The organism is Bradyrhizobium stylosanthis, assembly GCF_001641335.1.
GTDB classification, from domain to species: Bacteria; Pseudomonadota; Alphaproteobacteria; order Rhizobiales; family Xanthobacteraceae; genus Bradyrhizobium; species Bradyrhizobium stylosanthis.
Genome location: NZ_LVEM01000003.1, coordinates 961,456 through 986,656 on the forward strand (window position 1 = coordinate 961,456; position 25,201 = coordinate 986,656).

Annotated in this window: 15 protein-coding genes; 7 read left to right on the forward strand and 8 right to left on the reverse strand. The window is 65.5% G+C overall.

What is annotated here, in order from left to right; translation table 11 throughout:
- Positions 1–8: 8 nt before the first annotated feature.
- From treS to treY, 5 genes are read left to right on the forward strand one after another with little or no spacing between them, the layout of a single operon-like run.
- A complete protein-coding gene (gene treS, locus A7X65_RS24270) occupies positions 9–3,302 on the forward strand; it encodes a maltose alpha-D-glucosyltransferase (RefSeq protein WP_063689727.1) in 3,294 nt (1,097 codons plus the stop codon).
- Positions 3,295–5,442, forward strand: a complete 2,148-nt coding sequence (gene glgB, locus A7X65_RS24275; protein WP_063689729.1) for a 1,4-alpha-glucan branching protein GlgB — start codon at positions 3,295–3,297, stop codon at positions 5,440–5,442. Before treS ends, glgB begins: the two co-directional genes overlap by 8 nt.
- Before the next feature lie 3 nt (positions 5,443–5,445).
- The gene (gene glgX, locus A7X65_RS24280; RefSeq protein ID WP_063689731.1) at positions 5,446–7,524 is read left to right on the forward strand and encodes a glycogen debranching protein GlgX; all 2,079 of its coding nucleotides are present in this window, start codon (positions 5,446–5,448) and stop codon (positions 7,522–7,524) included.
- A complete protein-coding gene (gene treZ, locus A7X65_RS24285; RefSeq protein ID WP_063689734.1) occupies positions 7,521–9,272 on the forward strand; it encodes a malto-oligosyltrehalose trehalohydrolase in 1,752 nt (583 codons plus the stop codon). The genes glgX and treZ overlap by 4 nt, the downstream gene beginning before the upstream one ends.
- Position 9,273: 1 nt before the next feature.
- On the forward strand, positions 9,274–12,060 hold the full coding sequence (gene treY / locus A7X65_RS24290) for a malto-oligosyltrehalose synthase (protein WP_063689737.1): 2,787 nt from the start codon (positions 9,274–9,276) through the stop codon (positions 12,058–12,060).
- Between the two features lie 3 nt (positions 12,061–12,063).
- Here treY and A7X65_RS24295 read toward each other — a convergent pair whose 3' ends face one another.
- Positions 12,064–12,381, reverse strand: coding sequence for a polyhydroxyalkanoic acid system family protein (locus A7X65_RS24295; protein WP_063689739.1), 318 nt, complete (start codon positions 12,379–12,381; stop codon positions 12,064–12,066).
- A 181-nt stretch (positions 12,382–12,562) separates the two neighbouring features.
- Between A7X65_RS24295 and A7X65_RS40375 the strand changes: the two genes are divergently transcribed.
- Positions 12,563–12,727 (forward strand): DUF3309 family protein, encoded by a 165-nt coding sequence (locus tag A7X65_RS40375; RefSeq protein ID WP_018318514.1) that lies wholly within the window; start codon positions 12,563–12,565, stop codon positions 12,725–12,727.
- A 128-nt stretch (positions 12,728–12,855) separates the two neighbouring features.
- Here the strand turns inward: A7X65_RS40375 and ligD are convergent, their stop codons facing one another.
- Complete coding sequence (ligD, locus tag A7X65_RS24300) at positions 12,856–15,513, reverse strand: DNA ligase D (protein ID WP_063689742.1); 2,658 nt, start codon at positions 15,511–15,513, stop codon at positions 12,856–12,858.
- 117 nt (positions 15,514–15,630) lie between these two features.
- Here ligD and ku point away from each other — a divergent pair, with 117 nt between their 5' ends.
- Entirely contained in the window at positions 15,631–16,518 is an 888-nt protein-coding gene (ku, locus tag A7X65_RS24305; protein WP_063689744.1) for a non-homologous end joining protein Ku, read from the forward strand.
- Positions 16,519–16,643: 125 nt separating this feature from the next.
- Here ku and A7X65_RS24310 read toward each other — a convergent pair whose 3' ends face one another.
- The 6 genes from A7X65_RS24310 to A7X65_RS24335 all read right to left on the reverse strand — a co-directional run bounded on the left by A7X65_RS24310 (position 16,644) and on the right by A7X65_RS24335 (position 24,797).
- The gene (locus A7X65_RS24310; protein WP_063689747.1) at positions 16,644–17,333 is read right to left on the reverse strand and encodes a response regulator; all 690 of its coding nucleotides are present in this window, start codon (positions 17,331–17,333) and stop codon (positions 16,644–16,646) included.
- Complete coding sequence (locus A7X65_RS24315) at positions 17,330–20,053, reverse strand: sensor histidine kinase (RefSeq protein WP_063689750.1); 2,724 nt, start codon at positions 20,051–20,053, stop codon at positions 17,330–17,332. The genes A7X65_RS24310 and A7X65_RS24315 overlap by 4 nt, the downstream gene beginning before the upstream one ends.
- 40 nt (positions 20,054–20,093) lie before the next feature.
- Positions 20,094–20,699 carry a K(+)-transporting ATPase subunit C gene (locus A7X65_RS24320; RefSeq protein ID WP_063690760.1) on the reverse strand — a complete coding sequence of 202 codons (606 nt, stop codon included), beginning with the start codon at positions 20,697–20,699 and terminating at the stop codon, positions 20,094–20,096.
- Between the two features lie 60 nt (positions 20,700–20,759).
- Entirely contained in the window at positions 20,760–22,874 is a 2,115-nt protein-coding gene (kdpB, locus tag A7X65_RS24325) for a potassium-transporting ATPase subunit KdpB (protein WP_063689753.1), read from the reverse strand.
- Positions 22,875–22,891: 17 nt separating this feature from the next.
- Entirely contained in the window at positions 22,892–24,595 is a 1,704-nt protein-coding gene (gene kdpA, locus A7X65_RS24330; protein ID WP_063689756.1) for a potassium-transporting ATPase subunit KdpA, read from the reverse strand.
- 112 nt (positions 24,596–24,707) lie between these two features.
- Complete coding sequence (locus tag A7X65_RS24335; RefSeq protein ID WP_018641117.1) at positions 24,708–24,797, reverse strand: K(+)-transporting ATPase subunit F; 90 nt, start codon at positions 24,795–24,797, stop codon at positions 24,708–24,710.
- Between the last annotated feature and the right edge of the window lie 404 nt (positions 24,798–25,201).

A 25,201-nucleotide genomic window follows, 5' to 3' on the forward strand; every position in this document is an offset into this window, starting at 1 on the left:
GTCACGCCATGAACGTATTGTCTTCCGTCGATACCAAGAAGGCCGAGGCTGCCGAGGTCGTGGATGAGCTCTGGTACAAGGACGCCATCATCTACCAGCTCCACGTCAAGGCCTTCGCCGACAGCAACAATGACGGCATCGGCGATTTCGCCGGCCTGACCGAGAAGCTGCCCTACCTGCAGGAGCTCGGCGTCACCGCGCTGTGGCTGCTGCCGTTCTATCCTTCGCCCGGCCGCGACGACGGCTACGACATCGGAGACTACGGCTCGGTCAATCCCGATTTCGGAACGATGAAGGACTTCAAGCGCTTCATCCAGGAGGCGCAGAAGCGCGGCCTGCGCGTCATCACCGAGCTCGTCGTCAACCACACCTCCGACCAGCACAAATGGTTCAAGCGCGCGCGCCGCAGCCAACCGGGCTCGAGCGCCCGCAACTGGTATGTCTGGAGCGACACCGACCAGAAGTACCAGGGCACGCGCATCATCTTCACCGACACCGAGAAATCGAACTGGACCTGGGATCCGGAGGCCGGCGCCTTCGACTGGCACCGCTTCTTCTCGCACCAGCCCGATCTCAATTTCGACAATCCGCGCGTGGTCAGCGCCATCATCCAGGTGATGAAGCGCTGGCTGGATGCCGGCGTCGACGGCTTCCGACTGGACGCCATTCCCTATCTCTGCGAGCGCGAGGGCACCTCGAACGAAAACCTCCCCGAGACGCACACGATCATCAAGCGCCTGCGCCAGGAGCTCGACGTCTATTCGAAGGGAAAGCTCCTGCTGGCCGAAGCCAATCAATGGCCGGAGGACGTGCAGGAATATTTCGGCCGTGGCGACGAGTGCCACATGGCCTACCACTTCCCGCTGATGCCGCGCATCTACATGGCGATCGCGCAGGAGGACCGCTTCCCGATCACCGACATCCTGCGCCAGACACCGGACATTCCGGCGAGCTGCCAATGGGCGCTGTTCCTGCGCAACCACGACGAATTGACGCTGGAGATGGTCACCGACGTCGAGCGCGACTATCTCTGGACCACCTACGCCAACGATCCGCGCGCCCGCATCAATGTCGGCATCCGCCGGCGCCTCGCGCCGCTGATGGACAACGACCGCCGCAAGATCGAGCTGATGAACTCGCTGCTGCTGTCCTTCCCGGGCACGCCGATCATCTATTACGGCGACGAGATCGGGATGGGCGACAACATCTATCTCGGCGACCGCAACGGCGTGCGCACGCCGATGCAGTGGAGCCCGGACCGCAACGGCGGCTTCTCGCGCTGCGACCCGGCCCGTCTCTACGCGCCACTGATCATGGACCCCGTCTACGGCTATGAATCGGTCAATGTGGAGGCGCAGTCGCGCAGCCTGTCCTCGCTGCTGAGCGCCACCAAGCGGCTGATCTCGGTGCGCAAGTCGACGCTCGCCTTCGGCCGCGGCACCATGACCTTCATCCGCCCGGCCAACCGGGCCGTGCTTGCCTATGTCCGGCAATATCGCGACGAGGTGATCCTGTGCGTGGCGAACCTGTCGCGCGCAGCCCAGGCGACCGAGCTCGATCTGTCGCCATGGAAGGATCGCATCCCGCAGGAGATGCTCGGACGGACGCGTTTCCCGCCGATCGGCGAACTGCCCTACATGATCACGCTGGGGCCCTACGGCTTCTACTGGTTCCAGCTTCAGGAGCGCGACAAGTCCGAGCCCGTCGTGCCGCGCGCGGTACCCGAATTCGAAACGCTGGTGGTGCCGGTGAACTCGAACTGGGTTTCTCTGGCCCGCGAGCGCGGCGTGTTCGAACGCGACGTGCTGCCGGGATTCCTGTCGCGGACGCGGTGGTATCCCGAGCACAATCCCAAGCACATCGAGACCGCACTGACCTCGGCGGTGCCGTTCTGCGACATCGGCGACAACCGACCCTGGATCGCCTTCTTCCAGACGAAGCAAGGCGACCCGGCGACACGCTACGTGCTGCCGCTGCAGATCGAATGGGTGCGCTTCGACCGCGAGCGCTTCAATCCGAAGGCACTTGCCGCCGTACGCCAGGGCGCGCGCGAAGGCACGCTGCTCGATGTCGCGAGCGAGCAGATCTTCATCGGCCTGTTCCTGCGCAACCTGTCGCAGAACCTGGTGGTGGAGGAGAACGACCTGCGGCTGGAGTTCAAGGCCACCAGCCGGTTCGCCGACTACTCCATCAAGGAGCCCCAACGGATTCGCGCGATCGAGCAGTCCAACAGCACGGCGCTCGTCGACAATCAATACGTCACCAAGATCTATCGCCGGCTCGAAGACGGCATCAACCCCGAGATCGAGATCGGCCACTACCTCACCGAGGTGGCCCGCTTCGCCAATGCGCCGGCGCTGCTCGGCAGCGCCGAACTGGTCGAAGGCGGTCGGCGCAGCGTGCTCGGCGTGCTGCATGCCTATGTCGAGAACCAGGGCGACGGCTGGACGATGACCACGGGCTATCTCGACCGCTACATCGACGAGCAGCGGCTGTTGTCCGCGGGCGAGGCGCCCCGCGAGACGCAGGAGCAGGCGCCCTATCTGCACTTCATCGCGCAGGCCGGCCGGCGGCTCGCCGAGTTGCATGTCGCGCTGGCGGCGGCAAAGCCGGCCGATCTCGCCCCGGAGCCGATCAGCCCCGCCGACGTCAAGCGCTGGACCTCCGATCTCAAGGCACGGGCCGAACGCGTCTTCGAGCGGTTGGCCGACAGCCGCGACAGCCTGCGGGAGGCCGACCGCCCGCTGATCGACCAGCTCGCGACCACGCGAGCGAGCCTGCCCGGTCATTTGACTGCGCTATTGCCTTCCGGGATCGGCGGGTTGAACATCCGTCATCATGGTGACTTCCGCCTCGGGCAAATTCTGATCGTGAAGGACGACATCTTCATCATCGACTTCGACGGCGACCCACGCCTGCCCGTGGCCGAGAAGCGGCGCAAGCTGCCTGCCGCGCGTGACGTCGCCGGCCTGATCCGTTCGATTGATCTTTCGGTTAACAAGGCCCTTAGCCGGGTGCTTTCGGGCGGGACCGAGGAGCAAGGCCGGCTTACGGCCGCGCTCGACGAATGGCGCGGGCGTGCCACCGCGACCTTCCTGTCCGCCTACCGTGACGCGATGACCGACCGGCGGCTCTGGCCGCAGGATGCGCAGGCCGCGGACGGCCTGTTAAGATTTTTCCTGCTTGATCAAGCGTTCGACGAAGTAGAGTACGAGCTGTCCCACCGGCCTGAGGGGCTCCATGCGCCGCTGACCGTGCTGCTTCGCATTCTGTCCAACGCCGAAAGCGAAGCCTATGCCTAAACTTCCAGCCGAAGCCTACGCGATCATCGAGGGCCGCCATTCGGACCCCTTCCACTATCTCGGGCTGCATCCCGAGGGCGGCAAGAGCGTGGTGCGCGCGTTTCTGCCCGAGGCCTCCAATGTCGAAGCGGTGGGCGACCATGGCGAGGTGGCGAAGCTCGACCGCGTCCACGATGCCGGCCTGTTCGTCGGCGCGCTCCCGAACGGCTCGAAGCACTACCAGCTCCGCGCGAAATTCGGCGACAATGTCGTCGAGTTCGAGGATGCGTATCGCTTTCCGCCGATCCTGACCGATTTCGATCTCTACCTGCTCGGCGAAGGCACGCATCAGCGCCTCTATGACAAGCTCGGCGCACATCCGATGCGGCTCGAAGGCATCGACGGCATCGGCTTCGTGGTGCTGGCGCCGAATGCGCGGCGTGTGTCCGTGGTCGGCGACTTCAATTTCTGGGACGGGCGGCGCCATCCGATGCGGGTGCGCGGCGCCGGCTATTGGGAATTGTTCATCCCGCATGCGAAGAACGGCGATCACTACAAGTTCGAGATCATCGGGCCGCATGGCCACCTGCTGCCGCTGAAATCCGATCCGCTGGCCTTCGCGAGCGAAGTGCGGCCGAAGACCGCCTCCATCGTGTTCGACGAGGCGCACCTGCCGCGTCCGCGGCCCGCGCCCGACGGCATCAACGCGCTGTCGGCGCCGATGTCGATCTACGAAGTCCATCTCGGCTCGTGGCGGCGCAAGAACGGCGATGAATGGCTGACCTATCGCGAGCTGGCCGAGCAGCTTCCGGCCTATGCCCGCGACATGGGCTTTACCCATCTCGAATTCCTGCCCGTCAGCGAGCATCCGTTCGACGGCTCATGGGGCTACCAGCCGACCGGGCTCTACGCGCCGACCAGCCGCTTCGGCACACCGGAGGATTTTGCCGCCCTCGTCGATGCCTGCCATCGCGAGGGGATCGGCGTGCTGCTCGACTGGGTGCCCGGACATTTCCCCGACGATCCGCACGGGCTCGGCAGCTTCGACGGCACCGCGCTCTACGAGCACGCCAACCCGCTGCAGGGCCGCCATCTCGACTGGGGCACCCTGATCTACAATTACGGCCGCACCGAAGTGACCAACTTCCTGGTGTCGAACGCGCTGTTCTGGCTCGAGCGCTACGCCATCGACGGCCTGCGCGTCGACGCCGTGGCCTCCATGCTCTACCTCGACTACAGCCGGCCGCCCGGCGCCTGGATTCCGAACCAGTACGGCGGCCGCGAGAACATCGAGGCGATCAACTTCCTGCGCCGTTTCAACACCGAGCTGTTCGCGCGCTTCCCGCAGGCGACCACGGCGGCGGAAGAATCCACTGCATGGCCGCAGGTCTCGCGCCCGGTCGAATTCGGCGGGCTCGGCTTCGGCTACAAGTGGAACATGGGCTGGATGCACGACACGCTGAACTACATCAGCAAGGATCCCGTTCACCGCAAGCACCATCACGGCGAAATCCTGTTCGGCCTGCACTACGCCTTCTCGGAGAACTTCATCCTGCCGCTGTCGCATGACGAGGTCGTGCACGGCAAGCGCTCCCTGCTCGGCCGCATGCCCGGCGACGAGTGGCAGCGCTTTGCGAATTTGCGCGCCTATTACAGCTTCATGTTCGGCCATCCCGGCAAGAAGCTGATGTTCATGGGCGCCGAGATCGCGCAAAGCCGCGAATGGAATCACGACCAGTCGCTCGACTGGCACCTGCTCGAATACAAGTACCATTCCGGTGTCCAGGCGGTGATCCGCGACCTCAACCGGCTCTACCGCGCGGTGCCGGCGTTGCATCAGATGGACTGCGACCAGGCCGGGTTCGAATGGGTGATCACTGACGATGCCAATCGCAACGTGTTCGCCTGGCTGCGCAAGGGTTTTGACGAGCACGCACGGTGCCTGGTGATCGTCAACTTCTCACCTAACGTCTACCAGAACTATCGCGTTCGCGTGCCCCTGGCCGGCAAGTGGAAGGAAGTCTTCAATTCGGACTCCGCCCATTATGGCGGCAGCAATGTCGGGAACATCGGCGAGGTTCGGACCGTTGACGGCAAGACGCCCGAGCTTCGCCTGACCATCCCGCCGCTCGCCGCGATCTTCCTCGTTCCGGAAAGCTGACCGATGCGCCTCACTGCTGGATCGCCCGCTCGCCTCGGCGCAAGCTGGGACGGACGCGGCACCAATTTCGCGCTGTTCTCCGCCAATGCGCAGAAGGTCGAGCTGTGCCTGTTCGACGCGCAGGGCCGCCGCGAACTCGAACGCATCGAATTGCCCGAGAAGACCGAGGACGTCTGGCACGGCTATCTCAACGACGTCTCGCCGGGCCAGCTCTATGGCTACCGCGTGCACGGTCCCTACGAGCCCGAGCACGGCCACCGCTTCAACGCCAACAAGCTGCTGCTCGACCCCTATGCCAAGCGCCTCTCGGGGCGGCTGGTCTGGAGCGATGCGCATTTCGCCTATCGCACCGGCTCGCCGCGCGAGGACCTATCCTTCGACCGCCGCGACAACGCGCGCGGCATGCCCAAGGCCGTCGTGGTCGACGAGACCTTCAACTGGGGTCGCCGCGAGATCCGCCCCAACATCCCCTGGGAAGACACCATCATCTACGAGGCCCACATCAAGGGCCTGACGCAGAAGCGCGACGACGTGCCGCCGAATTTGCGCGGCACCTATGGCGGCCTGTCCTCGCCTGCGATGATCGAGCACCTGAAGAGGCTCGGCGTCACCACGGTCGAGCTGCTGCCGATCCACAGCTTCGTCGACGACCGCATCCTGGTCGAGAAGAAGCTCGCCAATTACTGGGGCTACAACACGCTCTCCTTCTTCGCGCCGGAGCAGCGCTACGCCCAGGACAATGCGCTGGATTCCTTCCGCACCACGGTCGCGCGCCTGCACGATGCCGGCATCGAGGTGATGCTGGATGTCGTCTACAACCACACCGCCGAGGGCAACCATCTCGGCCCGACGCTGTGCTATCGCGGCATCGACAATGCGTCCTATTACTGGCTGAACCGCGAGAACCCGCGCTATTACGACGACTTCACCGGCTGCGGCTCATCGGTGAACCTCACCCATCCGCGCGTATTGCAGATGGTGATGGATTCCTTGCGCTACTGGGTCGAGGTCTGCCATGTCGACGGCTTCCGCTTCGACCTCGCCACCACACTCGCGCGCGGCCCGAACGGCTATGATCGCGGCATCTCATTCCTGACCGCAGTTCGCCAGGATCCGGTGCTGGCCACGGTCAAGCTCGTCGCCGAGCCCTGGGACCTCGGCCTTGGCGGCTACCAGGTCGGCGCATTCCCCTCGCAATGGTCGGAATGGAACGACCGCTATCGCAGCGCCATGCGCCGCTACTGGAGCGGCGAAGGCAGCCTGATCGGCGATATCTCCAGCCGCATGACGGCGTCCTCCGACCTGTTCAACCACGACGGACGGCGGCCCCGCGCCAGCATCAACCACATCACCGTGCATGACGGTTTCACGCTGGCCGATCTGTTCAGCTACAACGAGAAGCACAACGAGGCCAATGGCGAGGACAATCGCGACGGCTCCAACGACAACCACAGCAACAATTGCGGTGTCGAGGGCCCGACCGACGACCCGGCCATTCTTGGCTTGCGCCGGCAGCTGCGCAAGAACGTGCTGGCCTGCCTGATGCTGGCGCAGGGCGTACCGCTGCTCCTCGCCGGCGATGAGGTCGGCAATACGCAAAGCGGCAACAACAACGCCTATTGCCAGGACAACGAAGTCGGCTGGGTCGGCTGGGACAATCTCGGCAAGGACGGCGAGGACATGGTCGAGTTCGTCGCGCATCTCGCCGATGTCCGCAGCCGCTTCTCGCAGCTTCGCAGCCATCGCTGGCTGGACGGCCGTCCCAAGGACGGCATCTCCTACGGCGCGCTGTGGCTGACGCCTGCGGGCGACGAGATGACGGAGAGCGACTGGACATTCCCGGATGGGCGGTTTCTCTCCTATGTGATGGGCCCGATGGAACCGGGTAGCGCTGCGATCTTTATCGTTCTGAACGCCGCCCCCGAAGAGATCGCATTCAAATTGCCAAAGATGCCCGAATACAAGAGCTGGCAGCAGATCCTGAACACGACTGACGCCAAGCTGAACACGATCGATTTCCCGCCCGGAAGCGACAGCAAGGCGCCGCCGCGCTCCGTGCTCGCCTTCGCGGGGGCGCCATGAGGGCATCGTTCGGGGCGAAGCCGATCAAGGACGGCGTGTCGTTCCGGCTATGGGCCCCCGGCGCACGCCGCGTCGATCTCCTGCTCGACCGCAGACATGCCATGCAGCGCCGGCAGGACGGCTGGTATGTGGCGGAGATTGCCGGACTGCCCGTCGGCAGTCCCTACAAGTTCAGGATCGACGACGAGATCGACGTGCCCGATCCCGCCTCCGCCTTCCAGCCGGACGACGTGTTTGGCCCGAGCGAGGTGATCAATCACGACGCCTTCGCCTGGCGCGCAAAGGATTGGCGCGGCCGCCCTTGGGAAGAGACGGTGCTGATCGAGACCCATATCGGCACCTTCACGCGGGAAGGCACCTACCGTGCCATGATCGACAAGCTCGATCATCTCGCTGCGACCGGCATCACGGCGCTGGAATTGATGCCGCTGGCCGATTTCGCGGGACGGCGCGGCTGGGGCTATGACGGCGTGCTGTGGTACGCACCCGACAGCGCCTATGGTCGCCCCGAAGATCTGAAGACGCTGATCGACGAGGCGCATCTGCGCGGGCTCATGGTCTTCCTCGACGTCGTCTACAATCATTTCGGCCCCGAAGGGAATTATCTCGGCCGTTATGCGCCGACCTTCTTCACCGACGCGCACACCCCATGGGGCAGCGCGATCGACTACCGCGTGCCGCAGGTCCGCGCCTTCGCGGTCGAGAACGCGCTGTCATGGCTCACCGACTATCGCTTCGACGGACTGAGGCTCGATGCCGCCAACCACATCATGGCGATCCCCGGTGAGCAGTCGATGCTGCAGGATCTCAGCGTCGCCGCCGGCGAGCTTGCCAAAGCGACGGGGCGGCACATCCATCTCGTGCTCGAGAACGGCGACAACCGCGCCAGCCTGCTCGACGCCGCGCAGGAGCCGCCGAACGGCAGATACCGTGCGCAGTGGAACGACGATTATCATCACGTCTGGCACGTGATGCTGACCGGTGAGCTCAACGGCTATTACGCCGACTACCAGACCCCGCGCATGGATCTCGCCCGTGCGCTCGCCTCCGGCTTCGTCTACCAGGGCGAGATCTCGGAATTCTGGGGCAAGAAGCCGCGCGGCGAGGCCAGCGGCGAGCTGCCGCCCGCGACCTTCGTCAACTTCCTGCAGAACCACGACCAGATCGGCAACCGTCCGCTCGGCGACCGGCTCGAAAGCCTGGCCTCGCCGCAGCAGATTGAAGCCGCGCTCGCAGTGACGCTACTGGCGCCGATGGTGCCGATGCTGTTTCAGGGCGAGGAATGGGGCTCGAAGGTGCCCTTCCCGTTCTTCTGCGATTTCCAGGGCGGGCTTGCGGATGCCGTGCGCAAGGGCCGCAAACAGGAATATGCCTGGGCTTACGAGAAATACGGCGACGACGTTCCCGACCCGCTCGATCCGGCAACGCTGCAATCGGCCGTGCTGGACTGGAGCGGCCATACGCCGGAGCAGAACGCGCGTCTGGCGCTGGTGCGGGAGCTGCTCGCGCTCCGGCGCAAGGAGATCATGCCGCGGCTGAAGGGCGCGCGCTTCGGTGATGCCGAGGCGACCGACAACGGCCTGCTCAGCGCGCATTGGCGCATGGGCGACGGCACCACGTTGCGGCTCATCGCCAATCTCGGGGATCACGAGATCGCGGCCAATGTCAGCGCGGGCACGCCGATCTGGGGCGGCGCGTCCGCCGATCGGCTTCCGCCCTGGTCGGTGGTCTGGCGCCTCGGAGGTTAGCATGCCTCCTGCCATTCCGCTCGCGACCTACCGGCTTCAGCTCACCGCGGATTTCGACTTCGACAAGGCTGCCGCGGTGGTGCCGTATCTGAAGGCGCTGGGCATCACCCATCTCTATGCCTCGCCGGTGATGAAGGCGCGCAAGGGCTCGACACACGGCTACGACACCGTCGACCACAGCCAGTTCAATCCGGAGCTCGGCGGCGAAGCCGGCTTCGCGCGGCTGAGCGAGGCGCTTAGGGCGCACGATCTCGGTCTCATCATCGACTTCGTGCCCAACCATGTCGGCGTTCATTTCGCCGACAATCCCTGGTGGCTCGACGTGCTGGAATGGGGGCAGGCTTCGCCGCACGCGGTCTCGTTCGATATCGACTGGGATCAGCTGGCCTATCGCGCCCGCGGCGGCGTGCTGCTGCCGATCCTCGGCTCATCCTATGGCGAGGCGCTGGAACGCGGCGAGATCGAGCTGCGCTACGATCCCGACGAGGGAAGCTTTTCCGCCTGGTATTTCGAGCATCGCTTACCCGTCGCGCCGGAGCGCTACGGCGAAATGCTGCGGATCATCGTGAAGGAGGCCGACGCTGCCGATACCGTGGCCGGCAAACGCCTGCTCTCGCTCGCCGCGCGCTACACGGGCCTACGACGGCCGAACCGCAAGGAGGCTCCAGCGTTCAAGGCGGAATTGAAGGAGATCGCTGGCAGCGCCGACATCATCGCCCGCGGCCTCGAGGCCTATCGCGCCGGGACGGACCGTCCTGCGCAGACGCTGGTGCTGCATCACCTGCTGGAGCGCCAGCACTACAAGCTCGGGCACTGGCGGCTTGCCTCCAGCGACATCAACTATCGCCGCTTCTTCGACGTCAACGGGCTGGCCGGCCTGCGTGTCGAGGACCCCGGCACCTTCGCCGCCACGCACCGGCTGGTGAAGCAGCTCGTCGCCGACGGCAGGTTGCAGGGCATCCGCCTCGATCACATCGACGGCCTGCGCGATCCCGCGCAATATTGCCAGCGGCTGCGCCGCCTCGTCCGTGATGCCCAGGGCAAGACCAAGCCGTTCTACACCGTGATCGAAAAGATCCTCTGCGAGCACGAGAAGCTGCCGCATTTCGCCGGCGTCCAGGGCACCACCGGCTATGAGTGGATGAACGTCATCACGCAAGTGCTGGTCGACGCGAAAGGGCTGGAGGCGCTGGACGAGACCTGGCGGCAGATCAGCAACCGCCCGCCGCGGCTTGCGCCTTACGTCAAGGACGCCAAGCGGCGCGTGCTGGAGACGCTGCTCACCAGCGAATTCACCGTGCTGACGCGCCTGCTCGCGCGCATCGCCAACGGGCATTATTCGACGCGCGACTTCTCGGCAGACAGCTTGCGGCAGGCGCTCGAGCTCTACGTGCTGCATTTCCCGGTCTATCGCACCTATCTGACTCACAGCGGTCCGACGGCAGCCGACCGCAAGCTGATCGACGACACCATCGAGCGCGCCCGCCGGGAATGGTTCGCCGCGGACGAAGGCATCTTCGACTTCCTGCGCGACGCGCTGACCATGGACCTGCTCAAGCCCGGCCGTCCGCCGCACAGCACGCCGCGGGTGCGCCGCTTCGCGCTGAAGGTGCAGCAGTTCACCGGGCCGATGATGGCGAAGTCGCTGGAGGACACCGCGTTCTACCAATTCCACCGGCTGCTCGCCCTGAACGAGGTCGGCGGCGATCCCGCGAGCACCGGCCTCGCCATTGCCGCGTTCCACGAGACCATGCGGGCGCGCGCCAAGGAATGGCCGCAGGGCATGACGGCGACCGCCACCCACGACACCAAGCGCGGCGAGGACGCCCGCGCCCGGATCGCGGGCTTGAGCGAGATCCCCGGCGAATGGACCAGCGCGGTGTCGCGCTGGAAGGTGCTGAACGCGCCGCATCTCGAGCTCCAGGGCAATCTGCGCGCGCCATCGGCAACGTTCGAATACATGCTGTACCAGACCCTGCTCGGCGCCTGGCCGCTTGGCGAGACGCCTGATGCCGAATTCGTCGGACGCATCCAGGCCTATGCGCTGAAGGCCGCGCGCGAAGGCAAGGAGGAGACGAGCTGGCTCAATCCGCACGACGCCTATGAGAACGGCATCAAGAGCTTCATTGCCAAGATCCTCGATCCCACGCTGTCGGGCGAATTCCTGGAGGCGCTGCAAACCCTGGCCCGCCGCCTCGCACTGCTCGGCGCGCTCAACTCGCTGAGCCAGCTCACGCTCAAGGCGACACTGCCTGGTGTGCCCGACTTCTATCAGGGCACCGAATTCTGGGATCTCTCGCTGGTCGATCCCGACAACCGCCGCCCTGTGGATTTTTCCGCGCGGAACGCGGCGCTGGCGGCACTGGAAGCGCCGGACTGGAGCAGGCTGGTCAAGACCTGGCCTGACGGCCGGTTCAAGCTGGCCTGGACGCGGCAGCTGCTCAAGCTGCGCAACGCGCACGCGGACGTCTTCGCGCAGGGCGACTACCAGCCGCTCGAGGTGCGCGGCGCGCACGCCGACCATGTCATCGCCTTCGCCCGCCGCCATGGTCGCGCGGCCGCGATCGTCGTGGTCGGGCGCCAGTTCGCGCCCTTCACCCAGGCCGGGCGCGAATGGCCCGTGCTCGAAGGTTTTGACGCGACCGTCGATATCACCGGCTACAGCGCGCCGGGGCTGGCGGGCAACGAGCTCCCGCTCGCACAGGCTTTCCGTGATGTTCCTGCGGCTGTCATCGAGGCTCGCGCATCCAGTGCCATCATGCCGGCGCGTCAGCGCGCCCGCGCCTGACACTCATTTTCCGTCGTCCTTGGTCAGCAGCAACTGCCCGCGCTTCCTGATCGTCGCCTGCGCCATCTCGGCGAAGCGCTGCAGGAGCCAGGGCAACACCACCTGGACCTTGACGTGGTCGTCCGCGACATCGACCTGACCGGTCGCGATCTGCCCGAGCGCGCGAATGCGGAAATTCATGGTGTCGCCGCTCCAGCGCTCCTCCTCGACCTGCACCACGGGAACGCTCGCTGCAGCGCGGCCGAGCCCGGTCTTGAGCCGGCGCGCGGCCTCCTCGCGGCCAAGACGATGCGGAATGGAGACGACAAGCGGTGCTGACATGGTCCCTGCCCTGCGCTGAATGATCCTCACATAATCATGCCGGGCGGACGCGCAAAGGTTCCATGCAGTTGGGACCTGCCAGCCCGTTTCAAATCCGGAACTTTAAAACATGCGGCAAGTTGCCCTCGCACAAAGGGACAGGTGCAAACGACCCTTTCTCAAAGGGCTGGAGGAGATTCGCATGTCTATCGGCACGATCATTCTGATCATTCTGGTCATCGCCCTGCTCGGCGGCTTCAGCGGCATCGGCGGCGGCCCGTTCTACGGCACCGGCTATTACGGCGGCGGCGGCCTCGGACTGGTTATCGTCATCCTGTTGATCCTGCTGCTGATGGGACGCATCTAGCAGCGCCCGCGATGAGTAGGGTGGGCAAAGGCGCTCTTGCGCCGTGCCCACCTCCTCGTCGTAACGAAGAGATGGTGGACACGCTTGCGCTTTGCCCACCCAACGGGAGTTACGCCCGTAGCGCCGACCTACTTCTTCCCCGCAAGCTTTTTCGCCGCTGCCTTGATCGACGCGGCCGCATCATCATAGCCCTCCCACGCCTTCGAGCGCGCCAGCAGGCCCGGCACGGTCCGCACCGTGTATTTCTTCGGATCAAGATCGCTCTTCACCTGCGCCCAGGTCAGCGGCATCGAGACCGTCGCGCCGTCGCGCGCGCGGGGCGACAGTGGAGCGACCGCGGTGGACAGGCGATCGTTGCGCAAATAGTCCAGAAAAATCTTTCCGTTGCGCAGCTTCTTCGACATGTTGAGCAGATAGCGCTCGGGATCGTCGTCGGCCATCCACTGGCAGACGCCTTGCGCGAAGGCCTTGGCCTCCTTCCAGCTTACCTTGTCGCGCGCGCCATGGAGCAGCGGCACCACGACGTGCAGGCCCTTGCCGCCGGTGGTCTTGCAAAAACTCTCCATGCCGACGTCAGCGAGGCGCTGCCGCATCTGCTTGGCCGTCTCGACGACGTCGGCGAAATCGACATCCGGCGCGGGATCGAGGTCGAACACCAGCCGGCCCGGCGTGTCGTAGGCGTCGGGTGCGCAATTCCAGGGATGCAGCTCGACGCCACCGATCTGCGCGACCGCAGCGAGGCCCTCGACCCGATCGATCTGCAGGTAAGGCTTGCGATCGCCGGAGACCTTGGCGAGCTCGAGCAGGTTCGACGTGCCCTGCATGGCATGGCGCTGGAAGAATGTTTCGCCGCCGATGCCGTCGGGAGCGCGCAGGATCGAGCACGGGCGCCCCTTGATATGCACGATCAGCCATGCGCCGACCGCTTCGAAATAGCGCGCGAGATCGAGCTTCGTCACGCCCTCGCCGTCGCCGCCATCCGGCCACAGCTCCTTGTCCGGCTTGGAGATGACAACGCCCATCACCTCGGCCGTTCCGGCGTCCTTCCGCTTGCCTGTCTTGGGCACGGCGCGCTTTCCGGACGACGGCTTTGCCAGCGCGGTATCGGCAGGTGTCTCTGCCTCGACCTCCTCGGCCGGCTTGTCCTGCCGCAGGCCCTTGAACGCAGCCTGGCGGATATTGCCGTCGGCGGTGAAGCCGGCGAACTCGATCTCGGCGACGAGCTCGGGCTTCAGCCAGTGCACATCGCGCGTCTTCTTCGGGGCGTTCTTGCCCCCGAACGGGCTTTCCTTGGCTTCCATCGCTTTCAGCGACGGCATGATACGCTTGACCTTGTCGGCGCCGAAGCCGGTCCCGACCATGCCGACAAAGGCGAGATGATCGCCGCGATGCACGCCGGCCATCAGCGAGCGGAATTTGCCGTTGGTGGTCTTGTAGCCGCCGATCACGATCTCATGCCCGGCGCGGCACTTTGCTTTCGTCCAGCTCTCGGTGCGACCCGAGCGGTACGGCGCATCGACCTTCTTCGAGACCACGCCTTCGAGCTCGAGCTTACAGGCCGACTGCAGCACGGCGTCGCCGCCGCTTACGAAGTGCTCGACATAGCGGATCTGGCTCGCCTTCTTCTTGCGCGCTTCCAGCAGCGCCTTGAGGCGCTCCTTGCGTTCGCCGAGCGGCAGCCGGCGGTAGTCGAGGCCCTCGGCGAACAGGAGGTCGAACGCGAAGAAGATGAGGTCCTCGGTCTTGCCGTCCGACAGCGCGGCCTGGAGCGAAGAGAAATTCGGCGCGCCGTTGTGATCGAGCGCGACGATCTCGCCGTCGATCATGGCGTCCGGGAGCGATGTGCCCTCCTTCGCGATCGTCCCGAACTTGTCGGTCCAGTCGAGGCCCTTGCGCGTCTTCAACGTCGCCTCGCCGTCCTCGATGCGTAGCTGGACGCGATAGCCGTCGAACTTGATCTCGTGGCACCAGCGGTCGCCCGGGGGCGGCCGCTCGACCGGCGTGCAGAGCTGCGGCGCGACGAAATCCGGCATCACCGAGACCTTGCTGGCGTTCGTGGCCGTCGTCGTCTTCTTTCCGCTCTTTCCGGCCTTCAGCGCCGTGCGCGGCGCCGGCTGCAAGGTCCTGCCTTTCGTCTCCTCGGCGCGATTGGAGTGCCAGACCGCATCGGCCTTGCCCTTGGCTCCCTTGGCCAGCATGAACGGCTTCGGCGCGCGGCCCTTGCCGCCGGCGATCTGATCCATCGCGCGGCCGGATGCGACGGATTTGTCCTCTGCCAGGATATCCTCGTCCTCGCTGGCATATTCGTCGCGGTGCTTGATCAGCAACCAGTTGGTGCGCTTTTCGCCGCCGCGGTTGCGCATGCGCACCAGCACCCAGCTGCCGTGCAGCTTGTCGCCGTGCAGCGTGAACTTGAGATCGCCCTTCTTGAAGCCGCGCTCGGGATCGTCCGATTCCCAGGTGCCGCGATCCCACAGCATCACCGTGCCGCCGCCGTACTGGCCTTCGGGAATCGTCCCTTCGAAATCGCCATAGTCGAGCGGGTGGTCCTCGACCTCGACCGCCAGGCGCTTGTCGTGCGGATCGAGCGAAGGCCCCTTGGTCACGGCCCAGGACTTGAACACGCCGTCGAATTCGAGCCTGAAATCATAGTGCAACCGGGTCGCGTCGTGCTTCTGGATCACGAAGCGCCGCTGCTTTGATGGCGCCACCGCGGTCTTGCCCGACGGCTCCGGCGTCTTCTCGAAATCACGCTTCTGTCGATAGGTGGAGAGTTTTCGCAGCACGACCGGTCCCGCATCTCATTCGGCGTTGAAGCCTATCATGGCAAAAGTCCCACCCGGAACCAAAACACGACGGGAGGGTTGGGGTTCCAAAACACGTTGAAAACGCTGGAGAATGCAATGGCGCCCCGAGCCTACTGGAAGGGAACGTTGAAGCTGTCGCTGGTTAGTTGTCCGGTCGCGCTCTATCCCGCGACCACGGCGGCCGAGAAGACCCGGTTTCACATGATCAACCGCGAGACCGGCAACCGCCTCAAGCAGCAGATGGTCGATTCCGAGACCGGCGACGTCGTAGAAAGCGACCAGAAGGGGCGCGGTTACGAGCTGCGCAAGGGCAAATATGTCGAGATCGAGCCGGAGGAGCTCGAGGCGGTCCAGATCGAGAGCAACCACACCATCGACATCGAGAGCTTCGTGCCGAGCGAGGAGATCGACCAGCGTTATCTCAACCATCCCTATTACATCGCGCCCGACGGCAAGGCCGCGGTCGACGCCTTCGCGGTGATCCGCGACGCCATGAAGGACCAGGACCGGGTGGCGCTCGCCAAGATCGTGCTCACCAACCGCGAGCACATCATCGCGATCGAGCCGCTCGGCAAGGGCCTGCTCGGCACCACGCTGCGCTTTCCCTACGAGCTGCGCGACGAGGACGAGTTCTTTGGCGACATCAAGAGCCCGAAGATCACCAAGGACATGGTAGAGCTCGCCGGGCACATCCTGCACACCAAGGCTGCGCATTTCGATCCCAGCAAGTTCAAGGACGAATACGAGACCGCGCTGAAGGCGCTGGTGAAGCGCAAGGCCAGCGGCAAGACCATCAAGCTGCCCGAGCCCGAGGAGCGCCCGAGCAACGTCGTCAGCCTGATGGACGCCTTGAAGCAGAGCTTGAAGGGCGGCGGCAGCGGCAAGAAGACCGCCGCGAAGTCTCATGCGCGCCGGGCGACGGGCCGGCGGCAGGCCGCGAAGAAGGCACACCGGTCGACGGCGCGGGCGAGGAAGGCGGGTTGATTTGCTCTGCCATCGGGAAACTATTGTAGGATGGGTAGAGCGAAGCGAAACCCATCACATATCGGCGCGCGCAGAACCATGATGGGTTTCGCTTCGCTCTACCCATCCTACGGGTCTGCGGAACGCTACTCCCCCGCCTTCAGCCGGTACCCGATTCCCGTCTCTGTCAGCACATATTGCGGGCGCTCGGGATCGGCTTCGATCTTCTGGCGAAGCTGGCGGACATAGACGCGCAGATATTGCGCGTCGGTCAGCTCGTCCCACAGCTCCTTCAGCAGGAACCGATGGGTCAGCACCTTGCCGGCGTGCTGCACCAGCACGCGCAGGAGATCGTATTCCTTCGGCGACAATTTCACCTCGCGCTCGCCGACCTTGACGATGCGGCGCACGAGATCGACCGAGAGATCGCCGGTGCGGAACACCGGGCGCTCGCCCTGGACCTGAAGCTGGTGACGCAGCGCGGCGCGCAGGCGCGCCAGCAGCTCGTCCATGCCGAACGGCTTGGTCAGGTAGTCGTCGGCGCCGAGATCGAGCGCCTGCACCTTGCCGGCCTCGTCGCCGCGGCTCGACAGCACCACGATCGGCACGGCTTCGTTGCGGGCCCGGATGGTGCGCAGCAGCTCATGCCCTTGGATGTCGGGCAGGCCGAGATCGAGGATGATCAGCGCCGGCCCTTCCGCCAGCTTCTCCAGCGCAGTCTTGCCGTTCGGCGCTTCCAGTATCTCGTAGCCCTGCGTCGTCAGCCCCATCCGCAGCAATTTGCGGATCGGCGGCTCGTCGTCGATGACCAGGACCTTGATCGGGGCGGCACTCATGCGGCGGTATCCAATGCGTGGGTCTGCGCGGGAACGGGCAGACGAATGGTGAGGATCGCGCCGCTCCGGTCATTGCGGTTGGCGGCGGAGATCGTGCCGCGCATGGCTTCGACGAAGCCGCGGGAGATGGCAAGCCCGAGCCCGGTGCCGGGACGGACACGATCGCCCTTCTGCGCGCGGTAGAACTTGTCGAACACGCTCTCGAGCTCGGCGGGCGGAATGCCCTCGCCCTCGTCGGCGATCTCCAGCACGACCTGATCCCGCTCGCGCCTGCTCCTGATCGCAATCGTGGTGTCGGGCGGCGAATACTTCGCGGCGTTGTCGAGCAGGTTGAAGAGCACCTGCTCGAACAGCACGGCATCGAGCTCGAGCATCGGCAGGTCGGCGGCGAGCACCAGCTCGACCTTGTGCGCGGTCAGGATCTTGCTGGCGCGGCGGAGCGCGCTGCCGACGATCTCGCCGAGATCGTGCAGCGCGGTGTTGGGCACGATCGCGCCGGATTCGAGCTTGGTCATGTCGAGGAGATTGGCGATGAAGCGGTTGAGCCGCTCGGATTCGTCGATCACGGTGGCGAGCAGATCGCGCTTCTCGGTGTCGGACAGGGCGCCCGCGAGATCGCGCATGGTCGAGGCTGCGCCCAGCACCGAGGCGAGCGGCGTCTTCAGGTCGTGCGAGATCGAGGTCAGCAAGGCCGAGCGCAGCCGCTCGGATTCGACGGTGCGCTTGACGCGATCCATGTCCTCGACCAGCAGCACGCGCTCGATCGCGAGCGCGCCCTGGTCCACCAGCGCGTCCAGCAGCCGGCGCTGGTCCGGCGTCAATAGCGGGCCGGTGCGGTCGTTGTCGATGCCGATCACGCCGATCGGGCCGCGCCCGGTGCGCATCGGCAGGAACAGCCGCTTTGCACCCGGCAGCGTGTCCGAGCCGCGGCCGGCGGAACGATCATTGCTCCAGGCCCAGTTGGCGGCGGCAAGATCGGCCTGGTCGAGCTCGTCCTCCGGCGGATAGCCGGATTTCACCGTCAGGAGACCGTCTTCGGGCAGGAGCAGCACGACGCGCACCTTCAGCATCAGTGCGATCTGATAGGCACTCGCCCACAACACGTCATCGAGCGTCGCGGTGCCGGCAAGCTTCCGGCTGAACGCATAGAGCTGCTCGGTGGTGCGGATACGGCCGATCGCGGTATCGGCCTGGGTGCGCACCCGTCCGGCCACGTTCGACACCAAGATCGCAATCAGCATGAAGAAGAAGAACGCCGCGACATTGGTCGGATCTGTGATGGTGAAGGTGTAGACCGGCGGCAGGAAGAAGAAATTGTAGGCGAACGACGAGACGAGGCTGGCAAGCAGCGAGGGCCACAGTCCATACCGCACCGCGACCGTCACCACGGCGGTCAGGAAGACGAGATCGACATTCTCGATCCCGAAATAGGGCTTGATGACCACGGCGGCCGCAAGGCCAAGCGCGGTAATCCCGATCGCCTTGAGATAGGGCCGGGCATCGAAAGGATCGGAGCGCGCCGCCGTCTGCACCGCGGTTTTGGGTGCGGCTTCTTCGGACAGTTCGTCGCCGGGGATGACGTGGACGCTGATATTGCCGGCCCGGCGCACCAGATCATGCACGACCGAGCCGCGCGTCATCTCGAACCAGCGCGACCGCGTCGACTTGCCGATCACGATCTGGGTGACGTTGTTGGCTTGCGCGAAACTGATGACATCGTCGGCGATGCGGCGGCCGACGGCGGGAATGGTCAGGGCTTCGCCGCCGAGCGATTCCGCAAGGCGCAGCGTGTCGGCGAGGCGGTCGCGCTCCGCGTCGGACAGCTGGAGCGATCGCCGCGTCTCGATCGAGATCGCGATGAAGGGTGCGTGCAGCCGGTCGGCCAGCCGCTTGGTGTAGCGCACGAGGCCGGCCGCGCGTGGATCCTCGCTGACGCAGACGAGGATGCGCTCGCCGGCGGCCCAAGGGCCCGCAATAGCATTCGCCTGCATGTGGTTGAGCAGCTGCTCGTCGACCCGCTCGGCGGTCCGCCGCAGCGCCAGCTCACGCAGCGCGGTCAGATTGCCCGGCGAGAAATAGTGCTCCAGCGCCCGCTCGGCCTGTCTGGGGACATAGACCTTGCCCTCCTTCAGCCGCTGAATCAGGTCGTCGGGCGTGAGGTCGATCAGCTCGATGGCGTCGGCGCGGTCGAACACAGAATCCGGCACCGTCTCACGCACGCGCACATGGGTGATCTGGGCGACGACGTCGTTCAGGCTCTCGATGTGCTGGATGTTGACGGCGGTGTAGACGTCGATGCCGTGGGACAGCAGCTCCTCGACGTCGAGATAGCGCTTGGGATGACGGCTGCCGGCAGCGTTGGTGTGAGCGAGCTCGTCGACCAGCGCGATGGCCGGCCGCCGCGCGATCACGGCGTCGAGGTCCATTTCCTCGACGATCTGGCCGCGATAATCTAGCCGCTTGCGCGGGACCGCTTCGAGGCCGCGCACCAGCGCCTCGGTCTCGGCGCGGCCATGGGTCTCGACGAAGCCGATCACGACGTCGATGCCGGCCTTGCGCTTGGCGTGCGCGCTCTGCAGCATCTCGTAGGTCTTGCCGACGCCGGGGGCGGCGCCGACGAAGATCTTCAGCTTGCCGCTCGCGCTCTCCTCCCGCCGCGCCGCTTCCAGCAGCGCCTCGGGCGAGGGACGTTGTTCGGGATCGCGGCGCTCTCGGACCATGAGGGCAATATAGTCATCCTGACGCCACGGGCATAGACCGCTACTTCGCCGACGCGCGATCGAGCGCGAGGTTCAGGGCCAATACGTTAACGCGGGGTTCGCCGAGCACGCCGAACAGACGGCCCTGGACGTTGGCGGCCACGAGCTGGTTCACCGCCTGCTCCGGCATATTCCGCGCCTTGGCCACGCGCGGCACCTGGAATTGCGCGGCTTCCGGCGAGATGTCGGGGTCGAGGCCGCTGGCCGAGGTGGTGACCAAGTCGACCGGGACGGCCGCATTCGGATTCTCAGCCTTGAGCTTGTCCACATCCTCCTTCAGCCGGTCGGCCAGCGCCTTGCTGGTCGGGCCGAGATTGGAGCCGCCCGAATTAGCGGCGTTGTAGGGCGCGGACACCGTCTTGGTCGAATCGTTCGGGTCCGGCGCCAGCGTCGCCGAGGGACGGCCGTGGAAGTATTTGTCCTCCTTGAATTCCTGCCCGATCAGGGCGGAGCCGACTACCTTGCCGTCACGCTCGATCAGGCTGCCCTGCGCCTGCGCAGGGAAAAGCGTGCCGGCAATGGCCGTCATCGCGAGTGGATAGGCAAGGCCCGTGATGGCGGTGAGCACCAGCAGCAGGACGATGGCGGGGCGGATTTCTCTGAGCATGTTGGTCTCCAATGTCTTCGTCGAACCCCAGGGCGCGCGTTGCGCGCCCTGGGACGGCGGTCAGGCGAGGTGCAGGGCGACGACGACGAGGTCGATCGCCTTGATGCCGATGAAGGGAATGACGATGCCGCCGAGGCCGTAGATCAGGAGGTTGCGGCGGAGCAGCGCGCCGGCGCCGACGGCGCGATAGGCGACGCCTCTCAGTGCCAGCGGGATCAGCGCGATGATGATCAGCGCGTTGAAGATGATCGCCGACAGAATGGCGCTCTGCGGGCTCGACAGGTTCATGATGTTGAGCACGTTGAGCTGCGGGTAGAACGCCAGGAACATCGCCGGGATGATCGCGAAGTACTTGGCGACGTCGTTGGCGATCGAGAACGTCGTCAGCGCACCGCGGGTCATCAGCAGCTGCTTGCCGATCTCGACGACCTCGATCAGCTTGGTCGGGTTGGAGTCGAGGTCGACCATGTTGCCGGCTTCGCGCGCGGCCTGGGTGCCGGTGTTCATGGCGACACCGACGTCGGCCTGCGCCAGCGCCGGCGCGTCGTTGGTGCCGTCGCCGCACATCGCGACCAGCTTGCCCTTGGCCTGCTCGTCGCGGATCAGCTTGAGCTTGTCCTCCGGGGTGGCCTGCGCCAGGAAGTCGTCGACGCCTGCTTCCGCCGCGATCGCAGCCGCCGTCATCGGATTGTCGCCGGTGATCATGATGGTGCGGATGCCCATGCGGCGCAGCTCGGCAAAGCGTTCGCGGATGCCGCCCTTGACGATGTCCTTGAGCTGGATGACGCCGAGCAGCTTGCCGTCCTTGGCGACCGCAAGCGGCGTGCCGCCGGCCTTCGAGATCTCGTCGGCGATGGTCTGGACCTCGCGGCCGACCTCGGAGAGCCCGCCGGGCTGCAGGGCGCGCGCGGTGTTGCCGGAGGCGACCGCCAGCGGCGCACCGCCGCCGACATAGTTCAGCATCGCATCGACGGCACCCTTGCGCACCGACGAGCCGCCGGCATCGACGCCGCTCATGCGGGTCTGTGCCGTGAACGGGATGAAGGTGGCGCCTAATTCGGCCATGTCGCGGCCGCGGATGCCGTATTTCTCCTTCGCCAGCACGACGATCGAGCGGCCTTCCGGGGTCTCGTCGGCGAGCGAGGCGAGCTGGGCCGCATCGGCCAGATCCTGCTCGGTGACGCCGCGCACCGGGCGGAACGCGGTCGCCTGGCGGTTGCCGAGGGTGATGGTGCCGGTCTTGTCGAGCAAGAGCGTGTCGACATCGCCTGCGGCTTCGACGGCGCGGCCGGACATCGCCAGCACGTTGAAGCGCACCAGGCGGTCCATGCCGGCGATGCCGATGGCCGACAGCAACGCGCCGATCGTGGTCGGGATCAGCGTCACGAACAGCGCGACCAGCACGATCACCGAGATCGAGCCGCCGGCATAGGCCGCGTAGCTCGGAATGGTGACGGTGGCGAACACGAAGATGATGGTGAGGCCGGCCAGCAGGATGTTGAGCGCGATCTCGTTCGGCGTCTTGGCGCGCTCGGCGCCTTCCACCAGCTTGATCATGCGGTCGATGAAGGTCGAGCCCTGCGCCGCGGTGATGCGCACGCGGATCCAGTCGGACAGCACCTGCGTGCCGCCCGTGACCGCCGAGCGGTCGCCGCCGGATTCACGGATGACGGGCGCGGATTCACCGGTGATGGCGGCCTCGTTGACGGAGGCAACGCCCTCGATCACCTCGCCGTCGGACGGGATGGTGTCGCCGGCCTCGACCAGCACGATGTCGCCAACCTTGAGGCTGGTGCCCGCGACCAGCTTGAAGGCCTGGCCGGCGCCGGTCAGCAGCTTGGCCTGGCTCTCGGTGCGGGTCTTGCGCAGCGATTCAGCCTGGGCCTTGCCGCGGCCTTCGGCGACGGCTTCGGCGAAATTGGCGAACAGCACCGTGAACCAAAGCCAGAGGATGATCTGGAAGGTGAAGCCCAGACCTGTACCGCCCGTGACGAGGTCGCGCAGGAAGATCACCGTGGTGAGCGCGGCCACGATCTCGACCACGAACATCACGGGGTTCTTCACCATCAGCCGCGGATCGAGCTTGGTGAAGGACGCGCGGATCGCAGGCAGGACGATCTTGGGATCGAGCATCGCCGACGTCGGAGCGCGCTTTTGCAGTTTCATCGTATCCATGGAGGTCACTCCGACAATCAGAAGACGTTACCGGCGTTCATCGCGAGGTGCTCGACGATCGGGCCGAGCGCGAGCGCCGGGAAGAAGGTCAGGCCGCCGATGATCAGGATCACGCCGACGACGAGGCCGACGAACAGCCCGCCGGTGGTCGGGAACGTGCCGGCGGACGGCGGGATTGACTTCTTGGCGGCGAGCGAGCCGGCGATCGCCATGGCCGGAACGATCATGAAGAAGCGGCCGACGAACATCGCGCTGGCGAGCGTGAGGTTGTAGAAGAAGGTGTTGCCGGTGAGGCCTGCGAAGGCCGAGCCGTTGTTGCCGGTCGCCGAGGTGAAGGCGTACAGCACCTCGGTGAAGCCGTGCGGGCCGGCATTCGCCATCGAGGCGACCGCCGCCGGATAGACCACGCCGACCGCGGTCCAGCCGAGATACATCAGCGGCAGCACCAGGATCGCGAGCATCGCCATCTTGACCTCGCGCGCCTCGATCTTCTTGCCGACATATTCCGGCGTGCGGCCGACCATCAGGCCTGCGACGAAGATCGCGAGCACGACGAACAGCAGCATGCCGTAGAGGCCGGCGCCGACGCCGCCGATGATGATCTCGCCGAGCTGCATGTTGATCAGCGGGATCATGCCGCCGAGCGCGGTGAAGCTGTCATGCATGGCGTTGACCGCGCCGCAGGAGGCGGCCGTCGTGATCACGGCGAACAACGAGGACGCCACGATACCGAAGCGGACCTCCTTGCCCTCCATGTTGCCGCCGGTCAGGCCCAGCGCATGCATGATCGAGGTGCCGTTCGCTTCCGCCCAATAGGTCACGGCGACGCCGGCGATGAACAGCACGCCCATCACGGCGAGGATCGCCCAGCCCTGGCGCTGGTTGCCGACCATGCGGCCGAACACGTTGGTCATGGCCGCGCCGATCAGGAAGATCGACAGCATCTGCACGAAGTTCGACAGCGCGGTCGGGTTCTCGAAGGGGTGCGCGGCGTTGGCGTTGAAGAAGCCGCCGCCATTGGTCCCGAGCATCTTGATCGCGACCTGCGAGGCGACCGGGCCGACCGCGATGGTCTGCTTGGCCCCCTCGAGCGTCGTCGCGTCGACATAGGCACCCAGCGTTTGCGGGATGCCCTGCCAGACCAGGAACAGCGTGTAGACCACACAGATCGGCAGCAGCACATAGAGCGTGGTGCGGGTGACGTCGCCCCAGAAATTACCGACGGTGCGCACCGAGGCGCGCGAGAAGCCGCGGATCAGGGCTACCGCGAGCGCGATGCCGGTTGCCGCCGACAGGAAGTTCTGGTGCGTCAGGCCGAGCATCTGGACGAGATAGGAGACCGTGCTCTCGCCGCCGTAGTTCTGCCAGTTGGTGTTGGTGATGAAGGAGATCGCGGTGTTGAAGGACAGATCCGGCGCGACGGCGGATTGATCCGCCGGATTGAACGGCAGCATGGCCTGGAGCCGCATCACGCCATAGATGATGAGGAAGCCGCCGACATGGAACAGCAGCATGGCGACCGTATAGGTCAGCCAGTGCTGCTCGCGCCGCTCGTCGACGCCGGAAACCCAGTAGATGGCGGCCTCGATGGGGCGCAGCACCGGCGACATGAATGTCCGTTCGCCGTTGAAGACGCGCGTCATGTAGCCGCCGAGCGGCTTCGCGAGCGCGACGATGATGACGCAGAATAGAATGATCTGGAGCCAACCGATCATAGTCATGGCATTAACCCTTCAGACTTTGTGTCTGGCGCAACAGCGGCAGGAGCACCGCAAGCAGGCAGACGACGAGCGCGGCGTCCGCCAGCAGCAATTCGGCAAGCAGCAGCACGGCTCAGAACCGTTCCGGCCGCAGCAGCGCGTAGGTGAGATAAACCAGGAGGCCGAACGAGACGGCGCCGGCGAGCGCATAATCGAAGATCATGGTGCGCCCCTCACAGCCGTTCGCAGGCATAGGTGTAGCCGATGGCGAGGGCGAAGAAGACGAAGCCCAGCCCCAGCATCAGAATGTCCATCATGGCGATACTCCTCAATACGAGACGATATCCGGCATTGCCTGTCTCTGGATTCCCGGCAGGCCGCTTGCTGCAAGCGAACGCAGCACGTGTCTCTCCCGGCCGGGAACTTCACCGCGCTGAGGTGCCATTGCGCACATAGGTTTTCGAGATGAGGCCTATGGCGACGTTATAGGAATCTCATAAAGGCCGGCACGTCGTGCCGCCCGCCATGTGACACCGACACCGCATTCCAGACGTACATTCCCGGGCAGGCTTTGCAGCATGCAATCCGCCGGCACCTTCACCTGTGGTTGGTACGGCGGACGGCGAC